The 14632-nt window shown below is 65.0% G+C and carries 17 protein-coding genes; 6 read left to right on the top strand and 11 right to left on the bottom strand.

Annotation, left to right across the window (positions count from 1 at the left end; translation table 11 throughout):
- The 4 genes from NS4_RS08500 to NS4_RS08485 all read right to left on the bottom strand — a co-directional run.
- Nucleotides 1–295: WXG100 family type VII secretion target (locus NS4_RS08500; protein ID WP_169811740.1), on the bottom strand; the 295-nt coding region annotated here is incomplete at its 3' end.
- Nucleotides 296–486: 191 nt separating this feature from the next.
- The gene (locus NS4_RS08495; RefSeq protein ID WP_063058942.1) at nucleotides 487–1086 is read right to left on the bottom strand and encodes a hypothetical protein; all 600 of its coding nucleotides are present in this window, start codon (nucleotides 1084–1086) and stop codon (nucleotides 487–489) included.
- A complete protein-coding gene (locus NS4_RS08490) occupies nucleotides 1086–1721 on the bottom strand; it encodes a recombinase family protein (protein ID WP_369690204.1) in 636 nt (211 codons plus the stop codon). Before NS4_RS08490 ends, NS4_RS08495 begins: the two co-directional genes overlap by 1 nt.
- A 221-nt stretch (nucleotides 1722–1942) precedes the next feature.
- On the bottom strand, nucleotides 1943–2776 hold the full coding sequence (locus NS4_RS08485; protein ID WP_063058941.1) for an alpha/beta fold hydrolase: 834 nt from the start codon (nucleotides 2774–2776) through the stop codon (nucleotides 1943–1945).
- A 79-nt stretch (nucleotides 2777–2855) separates the two neighbouring features.
- Here NS4_RS08485 and NS4_RS08480 point away from each other — a divergent pair, with 79 nt between their 5' ends.
- Nucleotides 2856–3680: a helix-turn-helix domain-containing protein gene (locus tag NS4_RS08480; protein ID WP_245665175.1), complete on the top strand. Its 825-nt coding sequence runs from the start codon at nucleotides 2856–2858 to the stop codon at nucleotides 3678–3680.
- A 141-nt stretch (nucleotides 3681–3821) separates the two neighbouring features.
- Here the strand turns inward: NS4_RS08480 and NS4_RS08475 are convergent, their stop codons facing one another.
- From NS4_RS08475 to NS4_RS08465, 3 genes are all read right to left on the bottom strand, one after another.
- Complete coding sequence (locus NS4_RS08475) at nucleotides 3822–4025, bottom strand: hypothetical protein (protein WP_063058939.1); 204 nt, start codon at nucleotides 4023–4025, stop codon at nucleotides 3822–3824.
- A gap of 108 nt (nucleotides 4026–4133) precedes the next feature.
- On the bottom strand, nucleotides 4134–4625 hold the full coding sequence (locus tag NS4_RS08470; RefSeq protein WP_063058938.1) for a tetratricopeptide repeat protein: 492 nt from the start codon (nucleotides 4623–4625) through the stop codon (nucleotides 4134–4136).
- A gap of 290 nt (nucleotides 4626–4915) precedes the next feature.
- The gene (locus NS4_RS08465) at nucleotides 4916–5935 is read right to left on the bottom strand and encodes an alpha/beta fold hydrolase (protein WP_084487016.1); all 1020 of its coding nucleotides are present in this window, start codon (nucleotides 5933–5935) and stop codon (nucleotides 4916–4918) included.
- Between the two features lie 99 nt (nucleotides 5936–6034).
- Between NS4_RS08465 and NS4_RS08460 the strand changes: the two genes are divergently transcribed.
- From NS4_RS08460 to NS4_RS08450, 3 genes are all read left to right on the top strand, one after another.
- Nucleotides 6035–6763 carry a TetR/AcrR family transcriptional regulator gene (locus NS4_RS08460; RefSeq protein WP_063058937.1) on the top strand — a complete coding sequence of 243 codons (729 nt, stop codon included), beginning with the start codon at nucleotides 6035–6037 and terminating at the stop codon, nucleotides 6761–6763.
- A gap of 347 nt (nucleotides 6764–7110) precedes the next feature.
- Nucleotides 7111–7716, top strand: coding sequence for a hypothetical protein (locus NS4_RS08455; protein ID WP_157105944.1), 606 nt, complete (start codon nucleotides 7111–7113; stop codon nucleotides 7714–7716).
- Between the two features lie 151 nt (nucleotides 7717–7867).
- Nucleotides 7868–8320: a hypothetical protein gene (locus NS4_RS08450; RefSeq protein ID WP_063058935.1), complete on the top strand. Its 453-nt coding sequence runs from the start codon at nucleotides 7868–7870 to the stop codon at nucleotides 8318–8320.
- 173 nt (nucleotides 8321–8493) lie between these two features.
- Here the strand turns inward: NS4_RS08450 and NS4_RS08445 are convergent, their stop codons facing one another.
- Nucleotides 8494–8871, bottom strand: a complete 378-nt coding sequence (locus tag NS4_RS08445; protein WP_063058934.1) for a MerR family transcriptional regulator — start codon at nucleotides 8869–8871, stop codon at nucleotides 8494–8496.
- Between the two features lie 905 nt (nucleotides 8872–9776).
- Here NS4_RS08445 and NS4_RS08435 point away from each other — a divergent pair.
- Nucleotides 9777–10949 carry an alpha/beta hydrolase family protein gene (locus tag NS4_RS08435; protein WP_218020322.1) on the top strand — a complete coding sequence of 391 codons (1173 nt, stop codon included), beginning with the start codon at nucleotides 9777–9779 and terminating at the stop codon, nucleotides 10947–10949.
- A gap of 41 nt (nucleotides 10950–10990) precedes the next feature.
- Here the strand turns inward: NS4_RS08435 and NS4_RS32085 are convergent, their stop codons facing one another.
- Nucleotides 10991–11245 (bottom strand): hypothetical protein, encoded by a 255-nt coding sequence (locus NS4_RS32085; RefSeq protein WP_157105942.1) that lies wholly within the window; start codon nucleotides 11243–11245, stop codon nucleotides 10991–10993.
- Between the two features lie 452 nt (nucleotides 11246–11697).
- On the opposite strand from NS4_RS32085, the gene NS4_RS08430 reads away from it, so the two are divergent.
- Nucleotides 11698–12624, top strand: coding sequence for a pentapeptide repeat-containing protein (locus NS4_RS08430; protein ID WP_063058932.1), 927 nt, complete (start codon nucleotides 11698–11700; stop codon nucleotides 12622–12624).
- 596 nt (nucleotides 12625–13220) lie between these two features.
- On the opposite strand, the gene NS4_RS08425 is transcribed toward NS4_RS08430, so the two are convergent.
- Nucleotides 13221–13778 carry a TetR/AcrR family transcriptional regulator gene (locus NS4_RS08425; protein WP_063058931.1) on the bottom strand — a complete coding sequence of 186 codons (558 nt, stop codon included), beginning with the start codon at nucleotides 13776–13778 and terminating at the stop codon, nucleotides 13221–13223.
- Entirely contained in the window at nucleotides 13778–14575 is a 798-nt protein-coding gene (locus NS4_RS08420) for an alpha/beta fold hydrolase (RefSeq protein WP_063058930.1), read from the bottom strand. Before NS4_RS08420 ends, NS4_RS08425 begins: the two co-directional genes overlap by 1 nt.
- Nucleotides 14576–14632 lie beyond the last annotated feature (57 nt).

The following is a 14632-nucleotide window of genomic DNA, read 5'->3' as shown; positions in this document are numbered from 1 at the left end:
CCAGATCGCCGGACAGATCCGAGTCGGTGCCCTGGAAGTCCATCCCCTGCACCCCCATCAGCTCGGCCATGTCCCCCAGCGACTCCAACACCTCCAACGCACCGGTCCGAGCCTCTTTCCAGCCGCCGGTGTAGGCGGTTGCCGCCGCGGACTGCCACGTGCCCTGCAGGTACTCCATGTTGGCGTCTACGTCCTTGACGGCATTGATCAACGTCGTCGCTATCGACGCCAAAAACGTCGCAGCATCAGCCATCGCGGCCGGATCCACAGTGATCGGCTGCTTCCCCTCTGCCATCCCAATCCTCTCGATCACACTCCGACCACTCATACCGGACCCTCAAAGATCCAGACGCACCGGCCGGGCCCCTGGTTCCACGATCCCGGGAAACCAATGCTTCTCCCCTATGACTCTTTCCGAAGCTGTGCGTCTATTTGGGGTAGACCCCAGATAGACAGGCGGCTCCAACTGCCGACAGCGACCTGGCCTTACCGACCTCGTTGGAGCTCCGCCCGCATCGCTTCGTGCAGTCTCCGGCGCAACGCCACGCCAGCGGCCAGTTCCCGGCTGTACAGCTCCTGGTCGCGTTCCTCTGCAGCCTGGGCGAGATCCCAAAGCTGGGACGATGTGGTGTTGGCAACCGCGCAGGTGGCCTCACTTGCTGTGATCTGGATGGTGTGGTGTGCCCGGTTGAATCGGGTCGATTCCTCCGGCGCGAAGGCTTCGATCAGCGAGATCCGGTCCGGCCCTGTCGGCGTATCCGACGCCCCGATGTTCTGCTGGTGGTGAAGGACCAGGATCTGGTCCCGAAGTGCGCTGTAGGCACCCAGGTACTCGATGAAGGATTCACGCACCTCCGCACGTGTGCGCTCGGAGTCCGCTTCGGCGAGCTGCCGCTCCGTGATCGTGCGCTGATGCCGGCCGGTCAGCATGCTGGTGAGCAGGCTGCTCGTCGCCGTTACGGCAACGCCGGACACGGTACCGATGACGGCGATCCATGCTGGGTCCACGAACCGACCGTAAGTGATGAGACCGTTGCGTTCGATGCAAAGCCGTTGTGCTCGTGCGGAAGAGGGCATATCGACCACTACTGCCTGCTGGTCAACTCCGGAACGTACTTGTACAGCGTGGTTCGCGAGACCCCCAGCAGCCGCGCGATCGAGGACACCGACTCATCCGGCCGGGTCATCAGGGCCCGGGCCTGCCGAACCTGTTCCTCGCTCATGGCCGGTGGCCGGCCGAGGCGCTGCCCGCGGGCCCGGGCCGCGGCAAGGCCTTCGTGGGTGCCGTCGACGATGAGTTCGCGGATGAATTCGGCCAGGGCGGCGAAGACGTGGAATACCAGCCGCCCACCGGGGGTGGTGGTGTCGAGTGCTTCGTGCAGGGAACGGAACCCGATACCGCGGCGGCGTAGGTCGGCCACGATCGAGATCAGGTCCTGCAGGGAACGGCCGAGCCTGTCGAGCGAGGCGACCACGAGGGTGTCGCCGGCGCGCATGTAGTCCAGGCACGCCGACAACTGTTCGCGCTCTGCATCCTTCCCGGACTTCTTGTCGGCGAAGGTCTTCTTGCAGCCGGCCGCCTTCAGGGCGCGGGTCTGCCGATCCAGGTTCTGGTCGCGGGTCGAGACGCGGGCGTACCCGATCAGTGCTCCTCCCCCGCCGATCGGATCCAGAGCATCGCCATCGAGCGAGAGCGGTTCGAGCGCATCGGTATCCGTCACCTCCGAATCGTACACAAAAGGGTAATCCAGTGTTCTTGAACATCCAGACTTTACGACGCGTTTTTTGAACAGTCGCCGTTTTCGGTCGAACTGGGCTTTCGTCCGCCGCGGCCCGTTTCGGCCCGACTGTTCAAGAAACGATCATTTTATGAACATTTCGTGGTGTCGTCCGACTGGTCGAGTTCGCCGCATTAATTGGCGCTCTGCTCCGGCTGCTGCGCTCACCGTCCGGGACGACCTGGTGCGCGGCGGAGGATCGAGCGGGTGAGGGCGTCGCCGTCCTCAAGCATCGCGAGATGCCCGACTCCGCGAAGGTATTCCAGCTCGGCACCCGGCACCGCCTCGTACTGGTGCGCTGATGCCGGGTCCCAACGCGGGTCGGAATCTCCGAAGATCACAAGGAGGGGCTTTCCGGAATCGACGAGGCGCTGGGGCACGGTCCGCGTGGTGATGTAGTCGACGTTGGCCGCTAGAATCGCGCGGAACGCTCGATAGGACGTTCTTCGCAAGTCGGCCAGGGCCCCGTCCGGCACCGCGATCGGGGCCGCCGCAGTTGCCACCAGGCCGCGGCGGATCAGCGAGTCGGTACGGATAGCCCACACGAGCGGACCGAAGGGCGGCGAGGCGAGCATCCGGATGATCGCCGGCTCAGGAAGAAGCGCCGCGTGGCTCGGCCCCGTGCTGACCAGGACGAGCTGGCCGACCAGGTCGGGACGGTGTTCTACGAGAGCGGTAGCGACGTACCCTCCGCTGGAGTGACCGACCACCGTCAGATTTCGGGCGCCCAGCTCATCCAATACCGTCGCCACCCGCTCCGCCTGCTGCGGTACGGCGTACGTCGACACCGGTTCGGACCGGCCGCAGCCCGGAAGGTCGATCGTGATCACCCGATACTCGGTGACGAGCGCCGGCACCACCGGCTCCCACGTCGAACCAGTCGCGCCCGAGCCGTGGATGAGCAGCAAGGGCGGTGCCGCCGGATCCCCGTCGATCACGACGTGCAATCCGTGGACTGTCATGTTGCCGTCTGTCCGGGCGGTACTCGATTCGCTCATGCCGACAGCTTCGTCACTGGCTCCGCACGCCGTATTGGACGAATGTCACGCTATCGGCGTTCCGGTTAGCTTGGGACGTATGACCACAACGGGCAGATGGGAGTGGAACCGGGTGGATGTGACCGTCCCGGTCCGGTTACCGGCTCCGGGGGTTCGGATGGCGGGTTTCCGTTACCGCGACGTCGCGTCTGCCGATATCACGATGATCCCACATCCGTCAGTCACGCTACTGCTCGATCTCAGCGAGGCCGGCGTAGTCTTCGACGTTCCCGGGCGCCTGGTCACGGGGAACGTGATCGTCGGCCTCCGAGCCGGCGCCTTACGGATCACCGGTGCGGCAGCCGGTGAGGTCCTGCAGATTCGAGTGTCCCCTGTGGTCGCCGCGGCGATTCTCCGAGACACCGACATCATCGGCGGCACCGTGATATCGCTGGCGGAGCTGTGGGGTAGCTGCGTCGGCGTCTTGACCGAGCGACTGCGTTCGACGCCGTCGTGGGACGAGAGGTTCGCACTCGCAGCCGCGTTCCTTCGAAGCCGGCTACCTCGCGGATTCGGTGTAGCACCCGAGATCGCGTACGCCTGGGACCGGACCGTCAGCACCAAAGGACTGCTCCGAGTCGAAACCCTTGCCGCAGAGACCGGCTGGACCCGGCAGCGGCTCTGGTCCCGCTTTCGTACCCATCTCGGGGTTTCACCCAAACATGCCTCCGAACTGGTCCGCTTCGACCGCGCCGCCCATCTCCTGGCCGCGGGGCGCTCGCCTGCGGATGCCGCCGCCGAGGCCGGCTACGTCGACCAATCCCATCTTCACCGTCGAACCAAGGCGATCACGGATATGACCCCCACCCTCGTCGCGAGGGCGCCATGGCTGGCCATCGACGAAGCCGCCTGGTCGACAACCTGATCTCCGCGTCCGAACAGACACCGACGGTCTGTCTGCCAGGTGTATGAGGACAGGGTGAGAACCGCTGGTCCTGTGACGCCGCAGTCCTGATCCACAGGATCTGCTGGGTCGCGATCGGCGTTGCGGGCCGGTCCGCTTGGTTCAGACTGCGCTTCGTCGCGGCAACGCCTCGAGCGCACGTATAGCTTCCGCGGTCTCACGCTGGGCTTCTGCCTGCGCGAGGGCAGCATGTGCCTGCGCCTGCGCGATCACATTGCGCCGCTCCGCTTCGCCGACAGCTTCCCCGGCGGTGAGGCCATCGAGTAACGCCTCGGCGCGCTGCTTGTGAGCGGTGTAGTCATCCATCGGACGATTCTCGCACCCTCCCCGTCGTGTCCCGCGCGATGCCCGCCCTCCCCTTATGCACCCAACAGGCGGTGTTCACGAAAGGGGGTTATTGGACGAATTATCAGGTCAATCCATCGCTGAACAGCGATGTTCCTGAGCGTAACTGTCCAAGAATGCATCGATTAACGACACACCTACCGACCCGCCGCTCGCTGGATCGGACTGTGCGCGCAGTCGGGCGAGGGCGTCGTGCCAGATCTTGATGAGGGGATTGTCGGCCCCGAGCACCGGTCGGCCGTCGGTCAGGGCCTGCTCGTATATCGAGATGGCCCTGCTCGCTTGCCCCGTCTCTTGGTAGGCGATGGCGAGATTGCCGCGCGAGAGCAGCGTGTGGCGGTGGTGGGTGTCGAGGACTCGTTCGCGGTCGGCGAGAGTTTGTGCACGCAGCAGGATCGCCTCGTCGATTTGGCCGGCGTCGTAGTAGGCGACCGCGAGGTTGTGGCGCAGGAGCAGGGTGTCGGGGTGGTCAGTGCCCAGAATCTGTTCGCAGTAGTCCAGGAGAGGGTCGGCGATGGTGATCGCGCGGGCCGGGTGCGCTATCTCGATCAGATGGCGCACGGCCCCTGCCGCGGCGCCCGCCGCAACCGCAGCCGCAATTAATGGACAGGTTTTCGACTACAAGCATCGATGAGCGGCGATAATGCCGGACTGTAGTGTCCAAAAATGCATCAATTTATGGAGAGCCTCTCGCGATATTGCCGTGGGCGGGCAGCAGCATGGTGGCGACCGCTGCTGCCATCATCGCCACCGCGATCGCGGTGAATGACCGGTCGCCGGCCGCAGCCACCAGAGCGGTTGTTTTCGTCCCGTCACACTGCGCGAGACGCGATCGCGAGATGTTGGCCGGCCTATGAGCGTTGGGGGTCGTTCGGGTCGAGGGTGAGGATCGGGCGGACGTGAGCGAGTAGCAGGTCGAGGAAGCGGTCGGGTCGGCGGAAGGCGGCAAAATGGCTCGCGTTCTCGATGAGTGCGAGCTTCTTGACCGGGGCAGTGACGTCGTCGAAGAACGACTTGGCCGATTCCGCAGGGGTGATGACGTCGCGCTCGCCTTGGAAGAGGAAGAACGGGATCGCGAGGGTGGTGCCCTCAGCCCATTCGTCGATCGCGACCGATTGAGGTGCGAGGCATTCGGAGAAGCTCATGGCCTTCAGGTAGGTGCCGACCTCACCGAGAGAGTGCAGCGGCGAGGTCAACAGCGAGCCCATCACGACTTTCTTGACGGTGTCGAAGGTGAGCGGATCGGAGCCGACTGTGTACTTGTTGTACTGCGACCAGTCCTTGGTGGTCCATGTCGATCGGTCCGCTCCCATGGCGGTGACAGCGGCGAGGTCCTTGTGCTTGCCGGACTTTTCGAGGCGTTCGAGCAAGCCCAGGTAGGCGGTGTGGTCGCGGCCGCCGGCGTTGATGTTCTGGTCGGTGCCGACATAGGCGGAGAACAGCTGCGGGTGACGGCGGGCGAGGCGCAGCGCGACGAACGAGCCGAAAGAACACCCGACCAGCACGACCTTGTCGACGCCGAGCCGGGCCTGCACATAAGCCGCGACCTCCAGGGCATCGTGTTCGAGCTGCCGCAGACTCATCTCACCCTGGCCGTCCGGGCCGGTATGGCCGAAGGTTTTTCCGGCGCCTCGCATATCCCAGCGCACCACGGTGAAGTGATGTTCCCAGCCCCGGGTGCGAGTGGCGTAGATGAGGTTGGAAGCGCCGGGCCCGCCGTGGAGTTCGAGTAGGACTGGATTGCCGCGGTACTCCCCGCGAATCGAGATCCACTGGCCGATGCCGCCGATCTGCACGAATCCGGCTTCGTCGATGCCTTCCGCCGCGGTGATGCGCAGGCGCTGGGAGTGCTTCGTGCCCGGAATCCGCATGATTACCCCTTAAACTGTTTATGCAACAAACCAGACTGTTTAAGGTATAAACGGACGGGTCTTCTGTCAACTCGATCCCAGGAAAGAGGACCTCTGGCCATGCCCCGCCGTGCCGAGAACAAGCCCCGCGACCTGCGCACTGCTGCCGCACTACTGTGGGGCGAACCCGACGGGCCCGCGCGCGGACCCAAGCCCGGCCTCACCATCGCCGGCATCACCACCGCCGCAGTCGCCTGCGCCGATGCCGACGGCCTGGATGCGGTGTCGATGAACAAGGTGGCTGCCGCGTTCGGCGTTTCCGGTATGGCCCTCTACCGCCACATCCCCGGCAAGACAGAACTCGTCGAATTGATGGTCGAAGCCGTCCTCACCCCCGGCCCCAGGCTGCCCGACCCCGATACCGATTGGCGTACGCGACTACTGGACTGGGCACGTCAGCTGTTGACCATCTACTCCACGCATCCGTGGCTGCTCACCGCAACCACCATGCGCCGCCAGCTCCTGGGCCCGAACCAACTCCGGTGGATGGACGCGGCCCTGGAGGTGCTGGAATCGACGGGCATGCAGGCCCCCGAACGCCATCAGGTATTCCTGCTCATCGCCGGACACGTCCGCAACCTCGCTCAGCAGCGCGCCGATTTCGACGCCGACCACGCCCGCGAATGGCAGCAGCTCACCAGCGAACTCGTCGACCGCCACGCCGAACGCTTCCCCGCACTGGCGCGAACGCTCACCGGCACCGACCGCCAGATCGACTCACTCACCTTCGGTCTCGACCGCATCTTCGACGGAGTCCAAACCCTCATCGACTCCTCCGACGGCCAGTAGCGAGGGCGTCCATAAAGGGAGTCTTATTGAACAAACTACCGTCCCAAGTCATCGCCGACCAGCGATCAACGTCGGCATGAGCGTTCAAGAATGCATCAATTGTTGGACAGACTCACGTCCCGGTCGTCGCGGGCGGGTTCGATCTCCCGCCGGGACGCGAGGCGTCCTCGAGACATAATGTTTCACACCTTCCCGCCCAGGCGTATGTCGGCGGAGACTTCGGTTCTAGTGTGAGGTAGCCACTTTCCCGGGGGTCGCGGATGGTAGCGCGGACGGGGCGGGGCGGAGAGGTCGAGGCTGTGCGCGGTGGGAAGTCGCGAAGATCCCGTACCGGGCGGTCGATCGCGGTGGCGTGTCTCCTGATGGCCTGCGCGGGCTGCGATGGCGCCATTGAGTCCCCGAGTGCCGCCGACCCGGCGGCCGGTGGGTGGACGGAAGCAGAAGAGATCACCTACACCAGCGACTTCCCGGTCCAGCCCGATCTGACCGAGGCACACGCGCAGGCACGGACCTTGGAGTATCTGGCCGCCACGATCGATGTGCTGCCCGGTGCGGTCTGGCTGACACCGGAAGACACTTTTTGGGACGGCGGGAAGTCGATACCCACCGATCCGGCGAAGGACGGGAGTTGTCTGCTCGACAAGAAGGTGCTCGACGCGCCCCGCAAACTCATGGTCGATTACCTCCTTCACGGCACCACCGGCAGCAAGGCCGAGTACCTGGCGCTGATCAAGGCGAAGTGGGAGCAGCTGGGCTGGAACACCGGCTACAAGATCGGCTGGGAGGTGGTCCGGGAACCCAGCGATGTCGTACAGGCACAGACACCGGACCACTACACCCTTGTCACCCAGCAGGAAGCCGAGGGTCGCCGCGCGATCTATGTGACCTCGCCCTGCTTCCCGCACACCGCGGTTGGGGCAGGGCCGATACCCGCCGAGATCCGGCAACGGTGAGACCGGGAATCGGCGTGACCAATCCACCTCTGCCACGAAATGGCTATCTCCTGGGAACCGCTATCGGCGTGGGCATGCCGGTGACCAGCGTGCCGGAGGGCAGATGACCCGCCGTCGTTGGGTCAGGACTCGGTGGCCGATTGGGCGGGTCGTGGTTGCGGTCGCGACGCCGGTGGTTCTCGTCGCGGTACTGGCGGTATGGCTGACATTCCGGAATCCAGCGATGCGGTATCTGAACAAGATCGAGGTCGCGGGCTACGCGGAGTTGGGAACGACCGGCGATGTATCGCCGGTAGGGCCATGGGCCCAGGCCCTCTTCGTCGGTCCCGCCGCCGACGATGTGTTCGCGATCGTCACCGCTCCCGGTCTGAGACTTCGCCTGCCCCGCACTGCGTCCGCGTCAGCACAGAATCCCGCAGGAGAACCTGGCTCCGACCCACATTGGCTCGCCTATGGCGACGCGCCGGACAACTGTCACGTCTCGGTGCGCGATGTGACCGATGATTCATATGGGGAAGACGGTCTGTCGGGCGCGCAGATCACAGAGATGAAAGCCGGTTACGTGCAGGTTCTGTCGATCAAGGTCAGCTGCGGCGACGGTTAGCGACGGCGGGCATGGGCCCCCGCCTCTATGTTCATAAAAGGGCACATAGTAGGCGGATCCGCTCCCCGGACATCGATGAACAGCGATGACACGACTCATCGCTTTTCAATAATGCATCGTTTTACAGACAGTCGTCCGTCGTAGCGTTCGGTTGCCTATGGACACTGCGATGCTCAACGGGCTGTCGACCTAATGCCTTCTGGCGATTGGCAAGTGCTCGAGGGCGGGATCCGGGCAGCGATCTGTTCTCGTGCATGTTCACATTCGGCGAAGCTGTGTGGGCAGGCGAGTGCGTGCTCGATGAGCTTCTTCGCCTCTTGCGCCCGTGAGATGCGGCGCTCGAGTTCGTCGAGGTGGTTGCGCAGCACGGTGCGATGGTCCATCGGGTCTGCGGTGGACAGGATCGTCGCCAGCTCTCTCAGCGTGAAACCGGCCTCCCTGCCCATCAGGATCAATACGACACGCTCGAGCTCGGCCTGCCCGTAGGACCGTTGACCGCCATCGCGGCGAGCGGGTTCGAGCAGAGCCATGCTCTCCCAGTACCGCAGCACATGCGTGGCCCAGGCCGAACCGCCGCACCAGCTCGCCGATGGTCAGTGACTCACTTGACTTTCATGCATACATCAACCACCACGCTGCCCGTATGGACAAGCCATCAATAGCGGTCACCCGCATCGTCGATTCCTCTGTCCTGCTGGAGCTCAATGGTCACGCTGTCCTCACCGACCCATGGTTCACCGAGCGGTGGTGGTTGTGCCGAGGTGAACCCTGGGCATGGATATCGACGACCTACCACCGCTCACGGCCATCGTGGTCACCGATCCGGCGACCAATCATTGGGACCTGCGCGGTCTTCGCGACCTGCCTGCCAAGGACACCACACCGCTGTATGTACCGACGCGAGGGATGGCCCGCCGTGCCAAAGCTCACGGGTTCATACACGCTGAGCGTGTGAGGTAGGGGCAAACCCGCACGCCGGTTCCCGATCTGTCGATTCTGGTAGCACCCTCGGGTCGAACCCTGCTCTGGCCGAACAACGCCTACATGTTCGACATCGGGGGCACTCGGGTCCTCTTCGGTGGTGAGGCCGCCGAGCCTGCGCCTTTACAGCGATACCGCGCCGGAACAGCACCGGTCGACCTCGCTTTGCTACCGGTCAACGGGTTACGCCCGCTACTCGGGCCGCGGCTGGTGATGGGCCTCGTCTCCGGGCAACCGGGCCGCACCGGCACTGGGGATGACAACCCTTCCGTCGCAGTCCGGCCCCGACCATAAGCCGCCACGCGAGGCGCGGGCATCACCCGACCTGGGTGAAGCCGACCCAGCCAGCCGCTTTTCGGTGACCGATGCGGGGAACCACCCCGTCGGCGCCCCGGGGTCGGACTCCGGATCTCGGGGTCGGTACAGGTGATCGCCCCGATGTGTGCGCAGCACTTGCGGTTCTATGTTCTCGTGTGTGACCGCTACTTCCTTGCTGCGCCGGGTCAGCGCGCTCGTGATCGCCCTGGTGCTGGCCGGTGTACCCGCTGCCGCGTCCGCAGGGCCGGCTCGTTTCGGCCTGCCCGCACCGACCGGCCCGTATCCGGTCGGTAGCGCCGATCTGCGCCTGATCGACCCGAGTCGGAAAGATCCGTGGGTACCCGGCAGTGTGCGGGAGTTGATGATCACCGTGCGCTATCCGGCGCGGCCCAACACCGCGCCGAAAGCGCCGTACATGGCCGCCGGGGTCGCCGCTGCCGTAGCCGCCGGCGATGCCGGCAAAATCGGCATCGAGCCGAACCTGCTCGACTACCGCTTCCCCACCCACTCCGGACTCGGCGCGCCCGTGGCCGACGGCCGATGGCCGGTCCTGCTGTACTCGCCGGGGGGAACCCTGTCGCGCTCACACGGCACCACGCAAATGGAACAACTGGCCGGCGCCGGCTACATCGTCGTGGCGATCGACCACACCCACGAAGCCGAAGCCGTCGAATTCCCCGGCGGCCGCCTCGCACGCAAAGCCCTGCCAGAGCCCAGCATCGACGTCTTGAAAGGCCTGATCACCACCCGCATCGCGGACACCCGGTTCGTCCTGGACCAGCTGGAACTGCTGGCGGCCGGCGCACACCGCGACGCCGACGGCCGGGCCCTACCGGACGGGCTGAACACAGCTCTCGATCTCTCCAGGATCGGCATGTTCGGTCACTCCGGTGGCGGATTCACCACCGCCGAGACCATGCTCGTCGACCAGCGCATCAGCGCGGGCGCCAACCTCGACGGCAGTATGGCCTACTCTCAATCCGCCCGCGACTTCGGCCGAGCCGCCGACGAAGGCCTGGACCGGCCGTTCCTGCTGATGAGCGCTGGCGACCACAGTCTCGACACCGACGCCTCCTGGCAACAGTTCCTCGGCCACCACCGCGGGCCGCTGTGCCGAGTCCACCTGCCCGACGGCGAACACTTCAGCTACACCGACTACCAAATCCTGCTCCCCCAACTGGGACACACCGCAGCAGCAGCAGCGTTCGTCGGCACAGTCGATCCCGCACGCAGCCTCGCCGTTCAACACCACACCCTCAGCACCTTCTTCGGCACCCACCTACCCCACGCCCGCGACGAGAAACGAACAGCAGCACCCGGCTGCCCATGAACCCCGCAGCCGGACCACGTCACCGCGTCAAGACAAGCCGCTCATGGATCCGGAACCGGAGCGAGGTTCATATCGGCCGACGCGCGCAACCGACGGGTACGCGCACGGCGTTGCCCTTCTCGAGCGCCGACTCCAGCCGACCCAGCATCGCCGACCGCATCAAAACGGTCATCACAAGCGGGCGTAGGCAAGGTGTTCATCAATGGCAGATTCTTGGACGAAATCGCCGGATGAACATCGTTGAGCAGCGATGATTCCGGCGACAAGTGTTCAAGAAAACATCGATTGATGAACATGCTATGCCTGCGCGTCATCCCAGGAGTGGTCCCGAGACCGATCTGGTCGCACCTGGCGTAATTTTCGGCCCGTTACACGCTGCGCGTGACAGCGCCGTAGAACCCGGCGGTGTTCAAGAACGCATCAGTTGTTGGACAGTTCTTACGCGCTGCACCGAGTGCCAAAGCATCGACCCGGGCCTCCGGGACGCTCCCCAATAGGCCCACTTCTCGAGACGGTTCCACCGGACAATCAGTTCTCTCGCCCGGGGATATGCACGACTCTGCGCGACGACGTAGTTCTCGGGCCCGGTTCGGATACGTTGGGGGAGAACTGTTTCGGAAGGATTGTGATGGCCATGAGGGATCGCCGACCCGCTCGTAACCGTCCTGTCGTCGCTGGCCGGGGTCGATCGTTGAGACCATCGCCCCCGCCCGAGCCAGTGGTTGTGCCCTCTCGGTCGAGCAGGTTTTTGCACTGGTCGGGCTGGGCGAAGCTGAGGGCGATCGCAGCCACCTTCGCAACGCTCGGTGCGTCGGTGACTGCAGTCGCCGCGCTGTGGTTTTCGGGTCAGTCGCTGAAGGTGTCCACCGATGGGCAATCCTTGGCCGAGGAAACGGCGACCACCGCCCGCTTCCAGCTCGCCGCGGAACAACTGGCCAACGACCAGGTCAACGTCCGCGTCTCGGGCATCTACCTACTCGAACGCATCGCGAAGGAATCGCCGGCCGATCACCCCACCGTCTTTGGTCTGCTCACCTCGTTTCTTCGAACCCACGCACACAACGAGGTGTGTAACGCCTACTTCACCGATGTCCCGGGGGTCGAGCCCCCGGGCTTCGATCCCGCCGCCACCCGAAAGGCCCTACCTACCGATGTCGAAACGGCCCTGACAGTTATCTCGCGGCGCGACATCACACACGATGACCCGGTAAACACACTGGATCTCGGCCGGGCCTGCCTGCCCGAGGTGTGGGACTCCAGGAAGTCGGGGCCCGATAGTGCCGCGCCACAGCTTGGCGGCGTCAATCTGACGAATGCGGTCCTCGTCGGCGCCCACCTCGACTACGCGCACCTCGCCGAAGCGGACCTCTCCAACGCGGACCTCACCGTCGCGATCCTCGGCTCGGCGGACCTTACCCGTGCCGACCTCGTCGGCGCGGAGCTCGTCGCCGCGATCCTCATCCGAGCGAACCTCACCGAGGCAGACCTCTTCTACGCGGACCTGGAAAGCGCCTTTCTCACAGGTGCGAACCTCACCCGAGCGGACCTACACAGCGCGAACCTCACCAAAGCGGACCTGTCCGGTGCGGACCTGTCCGGTGCGGACCTGACCGGAATCATCTACGACAGCAACACGAGGTGGCCGGAAGGGTTTGTTCCCCCACCCTCGGCTTGACGACCAGGTATCGGAGGCACCGGTTTCACCACCATGGCCGAACTCGGTGACATCGACGAAAACCACCGAGCGCTGTACGAACCGAACAAGGCCTGCTCGGCTTCCGAGACTATGCGGGGTGAAACCGAGCGCATCCTTGGGGCAGCCGGTCGGAAACGGAAAATGGTCTCGCCCGGCCGATAGGTTGGCGCGCACGCCCGTTGGGGCCTGCTGTAGTCATGATCGGCGGGCAGGGTTCGGGGGCGAGGGGATCCTGCGTGCTCGGGTTTCGCCTTGTTCGGGATGTGTGGTGTCGGTGGTTTCGGTGTCGTGTCGGCCGATCGGGAAGAGGACGGGACTCAGCGGGTATTGGGCACGTTCGGCGGTTGGGATGTTGTGCAGATGAGGGAGTATCGCGGCCCGGAGGTCGCCGATGAGTGAGGTGACCTCCTCGGGTGACAGCCACAGGGTGTGCCGGCGGTAGCCGACCGAATCGGTGGTGGGAGCCTGAAGACATCACTCATCAGTGACGATGTAACTCACCACTGTCCAAGAACGTATTGATTTCTGAACATTGAGGGTGGGCTACCCCGGTGGCGATCGCCGCAGTTTCGGATTCACCGTGACGGCAGGGCGCTGAGCACCATGTGGGTCAGGGTGGCGAAGGATGTCTCGATGTCTTCGGCGAGCTGGAAGCCTCCTTGGGATTCCAGGGTGGCGAAGCCGTGCCCGGCGGCGCGGATGCAGCGGGTGATGTGTACCGCGTCTGCGCCGGTGACGCCGCAGCCGGTCAGGACAGCGAAGATGGTGTCCATCAGGCGGTGGCTGGCGGTGTCCCAGCCTGGTGTCTCGCGCGGGTTCTGGGGCAGCATCGCGTACCGGTGGGGGTGTTCCACCGCGTAGTCGCGGTAGGCGCGCAACAGAGCACCCACCGCTTCGGAGCCGCCGAGCCCGATCACCGAGCGGGTCACCTGTTCGGTGAGTTCATCGAGGACGCGCACGCCGACGAGGTCCACCAGTTCGTCCAGGTTCTTGACGTGCTTGTACAGCGAGGGGGTGGCCACCTCGGCGCGGGTGGCCACCGCGGCGAGGGTCAGGGCGCGGGGTCCGCCTTCGTCGACGACGGCGACGGCGACGTCCACCACCGCGGTGGGAGAGAGTCCGGCACGTGGCATCACAATTCCTTCAGGAACGTCGCGACGGCGTGCGCGGTGAACTCCGGGTTGTCGGCGTGCGGGTAGTGCCCCGAGCCGTCCGCCATCGCGACCCGCGACGGTCCGGAGACCTCGTTCGCGATCCGTTGCGCCTCGGCGACCGGGTCGGCGAGGTCGCCGTCCTTGGTGCCCATGACGATCAAGGTCGGGGCGGTGATGTCCGACAGGTCCAGGGCAGGGTCGGCGGGCAGCGAATCGGTCAGGGCGCTCAAGGCTGCGAGGTGTCCCTTGCGGCGCAGCATCGCCTTGTTCGCGGCGAGATATTCGGCGAAGTCGGCGGGCTTGGTGCCCGGGTACAGCGTCTTGAGGAACATCGTCCACAGCGAAGCATTACCGGTGACGAGTTTGGCGGCCAGCCCCATGAGGAAGCCGGGCTTCTCGTGCCGCACCGCGGCACCCACGAGCACCAGGCCGCGCACCAACTCGGGTTCGCGGACGGCGACCTGCCCGGCAGACTTCGCCGCGAACGAGTGGCCAACGATCACGGCCGGCCCGCCGAGGTGACGGATCACGGCGGCGATGTCGTGGCCGACGGCGGTGGGATCGTACCGCGGCCAGCCGGCGCTGGAGTCGCCGTGACCCCGGATATCCATGACCGCCACCCGGTTTCCGGCTTCGGCCAGCGCCGGGGCCACGAATCGGAAATCGGCACGGTTGACGCCGACGCCGGGAACGCACACCACCAGAGGTCCATCGGAGGGGCCGGTGAGCTCGTAGGCGATGGTGCCGTCGGGAAGCGAGAGTTGCTGAGTGGTCATGCCGATCTCCTTAGCTATCACTGATAGCTAAAAAGCTAATATAATTAGCTTTTGACG

It is taken from the genome of Nocardia sienata NBRC 100364 (assembly GCF_001613205.1).
GTDB lineage: Bacteria > Actinomycetota > Actinomycetes > Mycobacteriales > Mycobacteriaceae > Nocardia > Nocardia sienata.
Note: the sequence above shows the minus strand (reverse complement) of the source record. Positions and strands in the feature narration are given on the sequence as shown.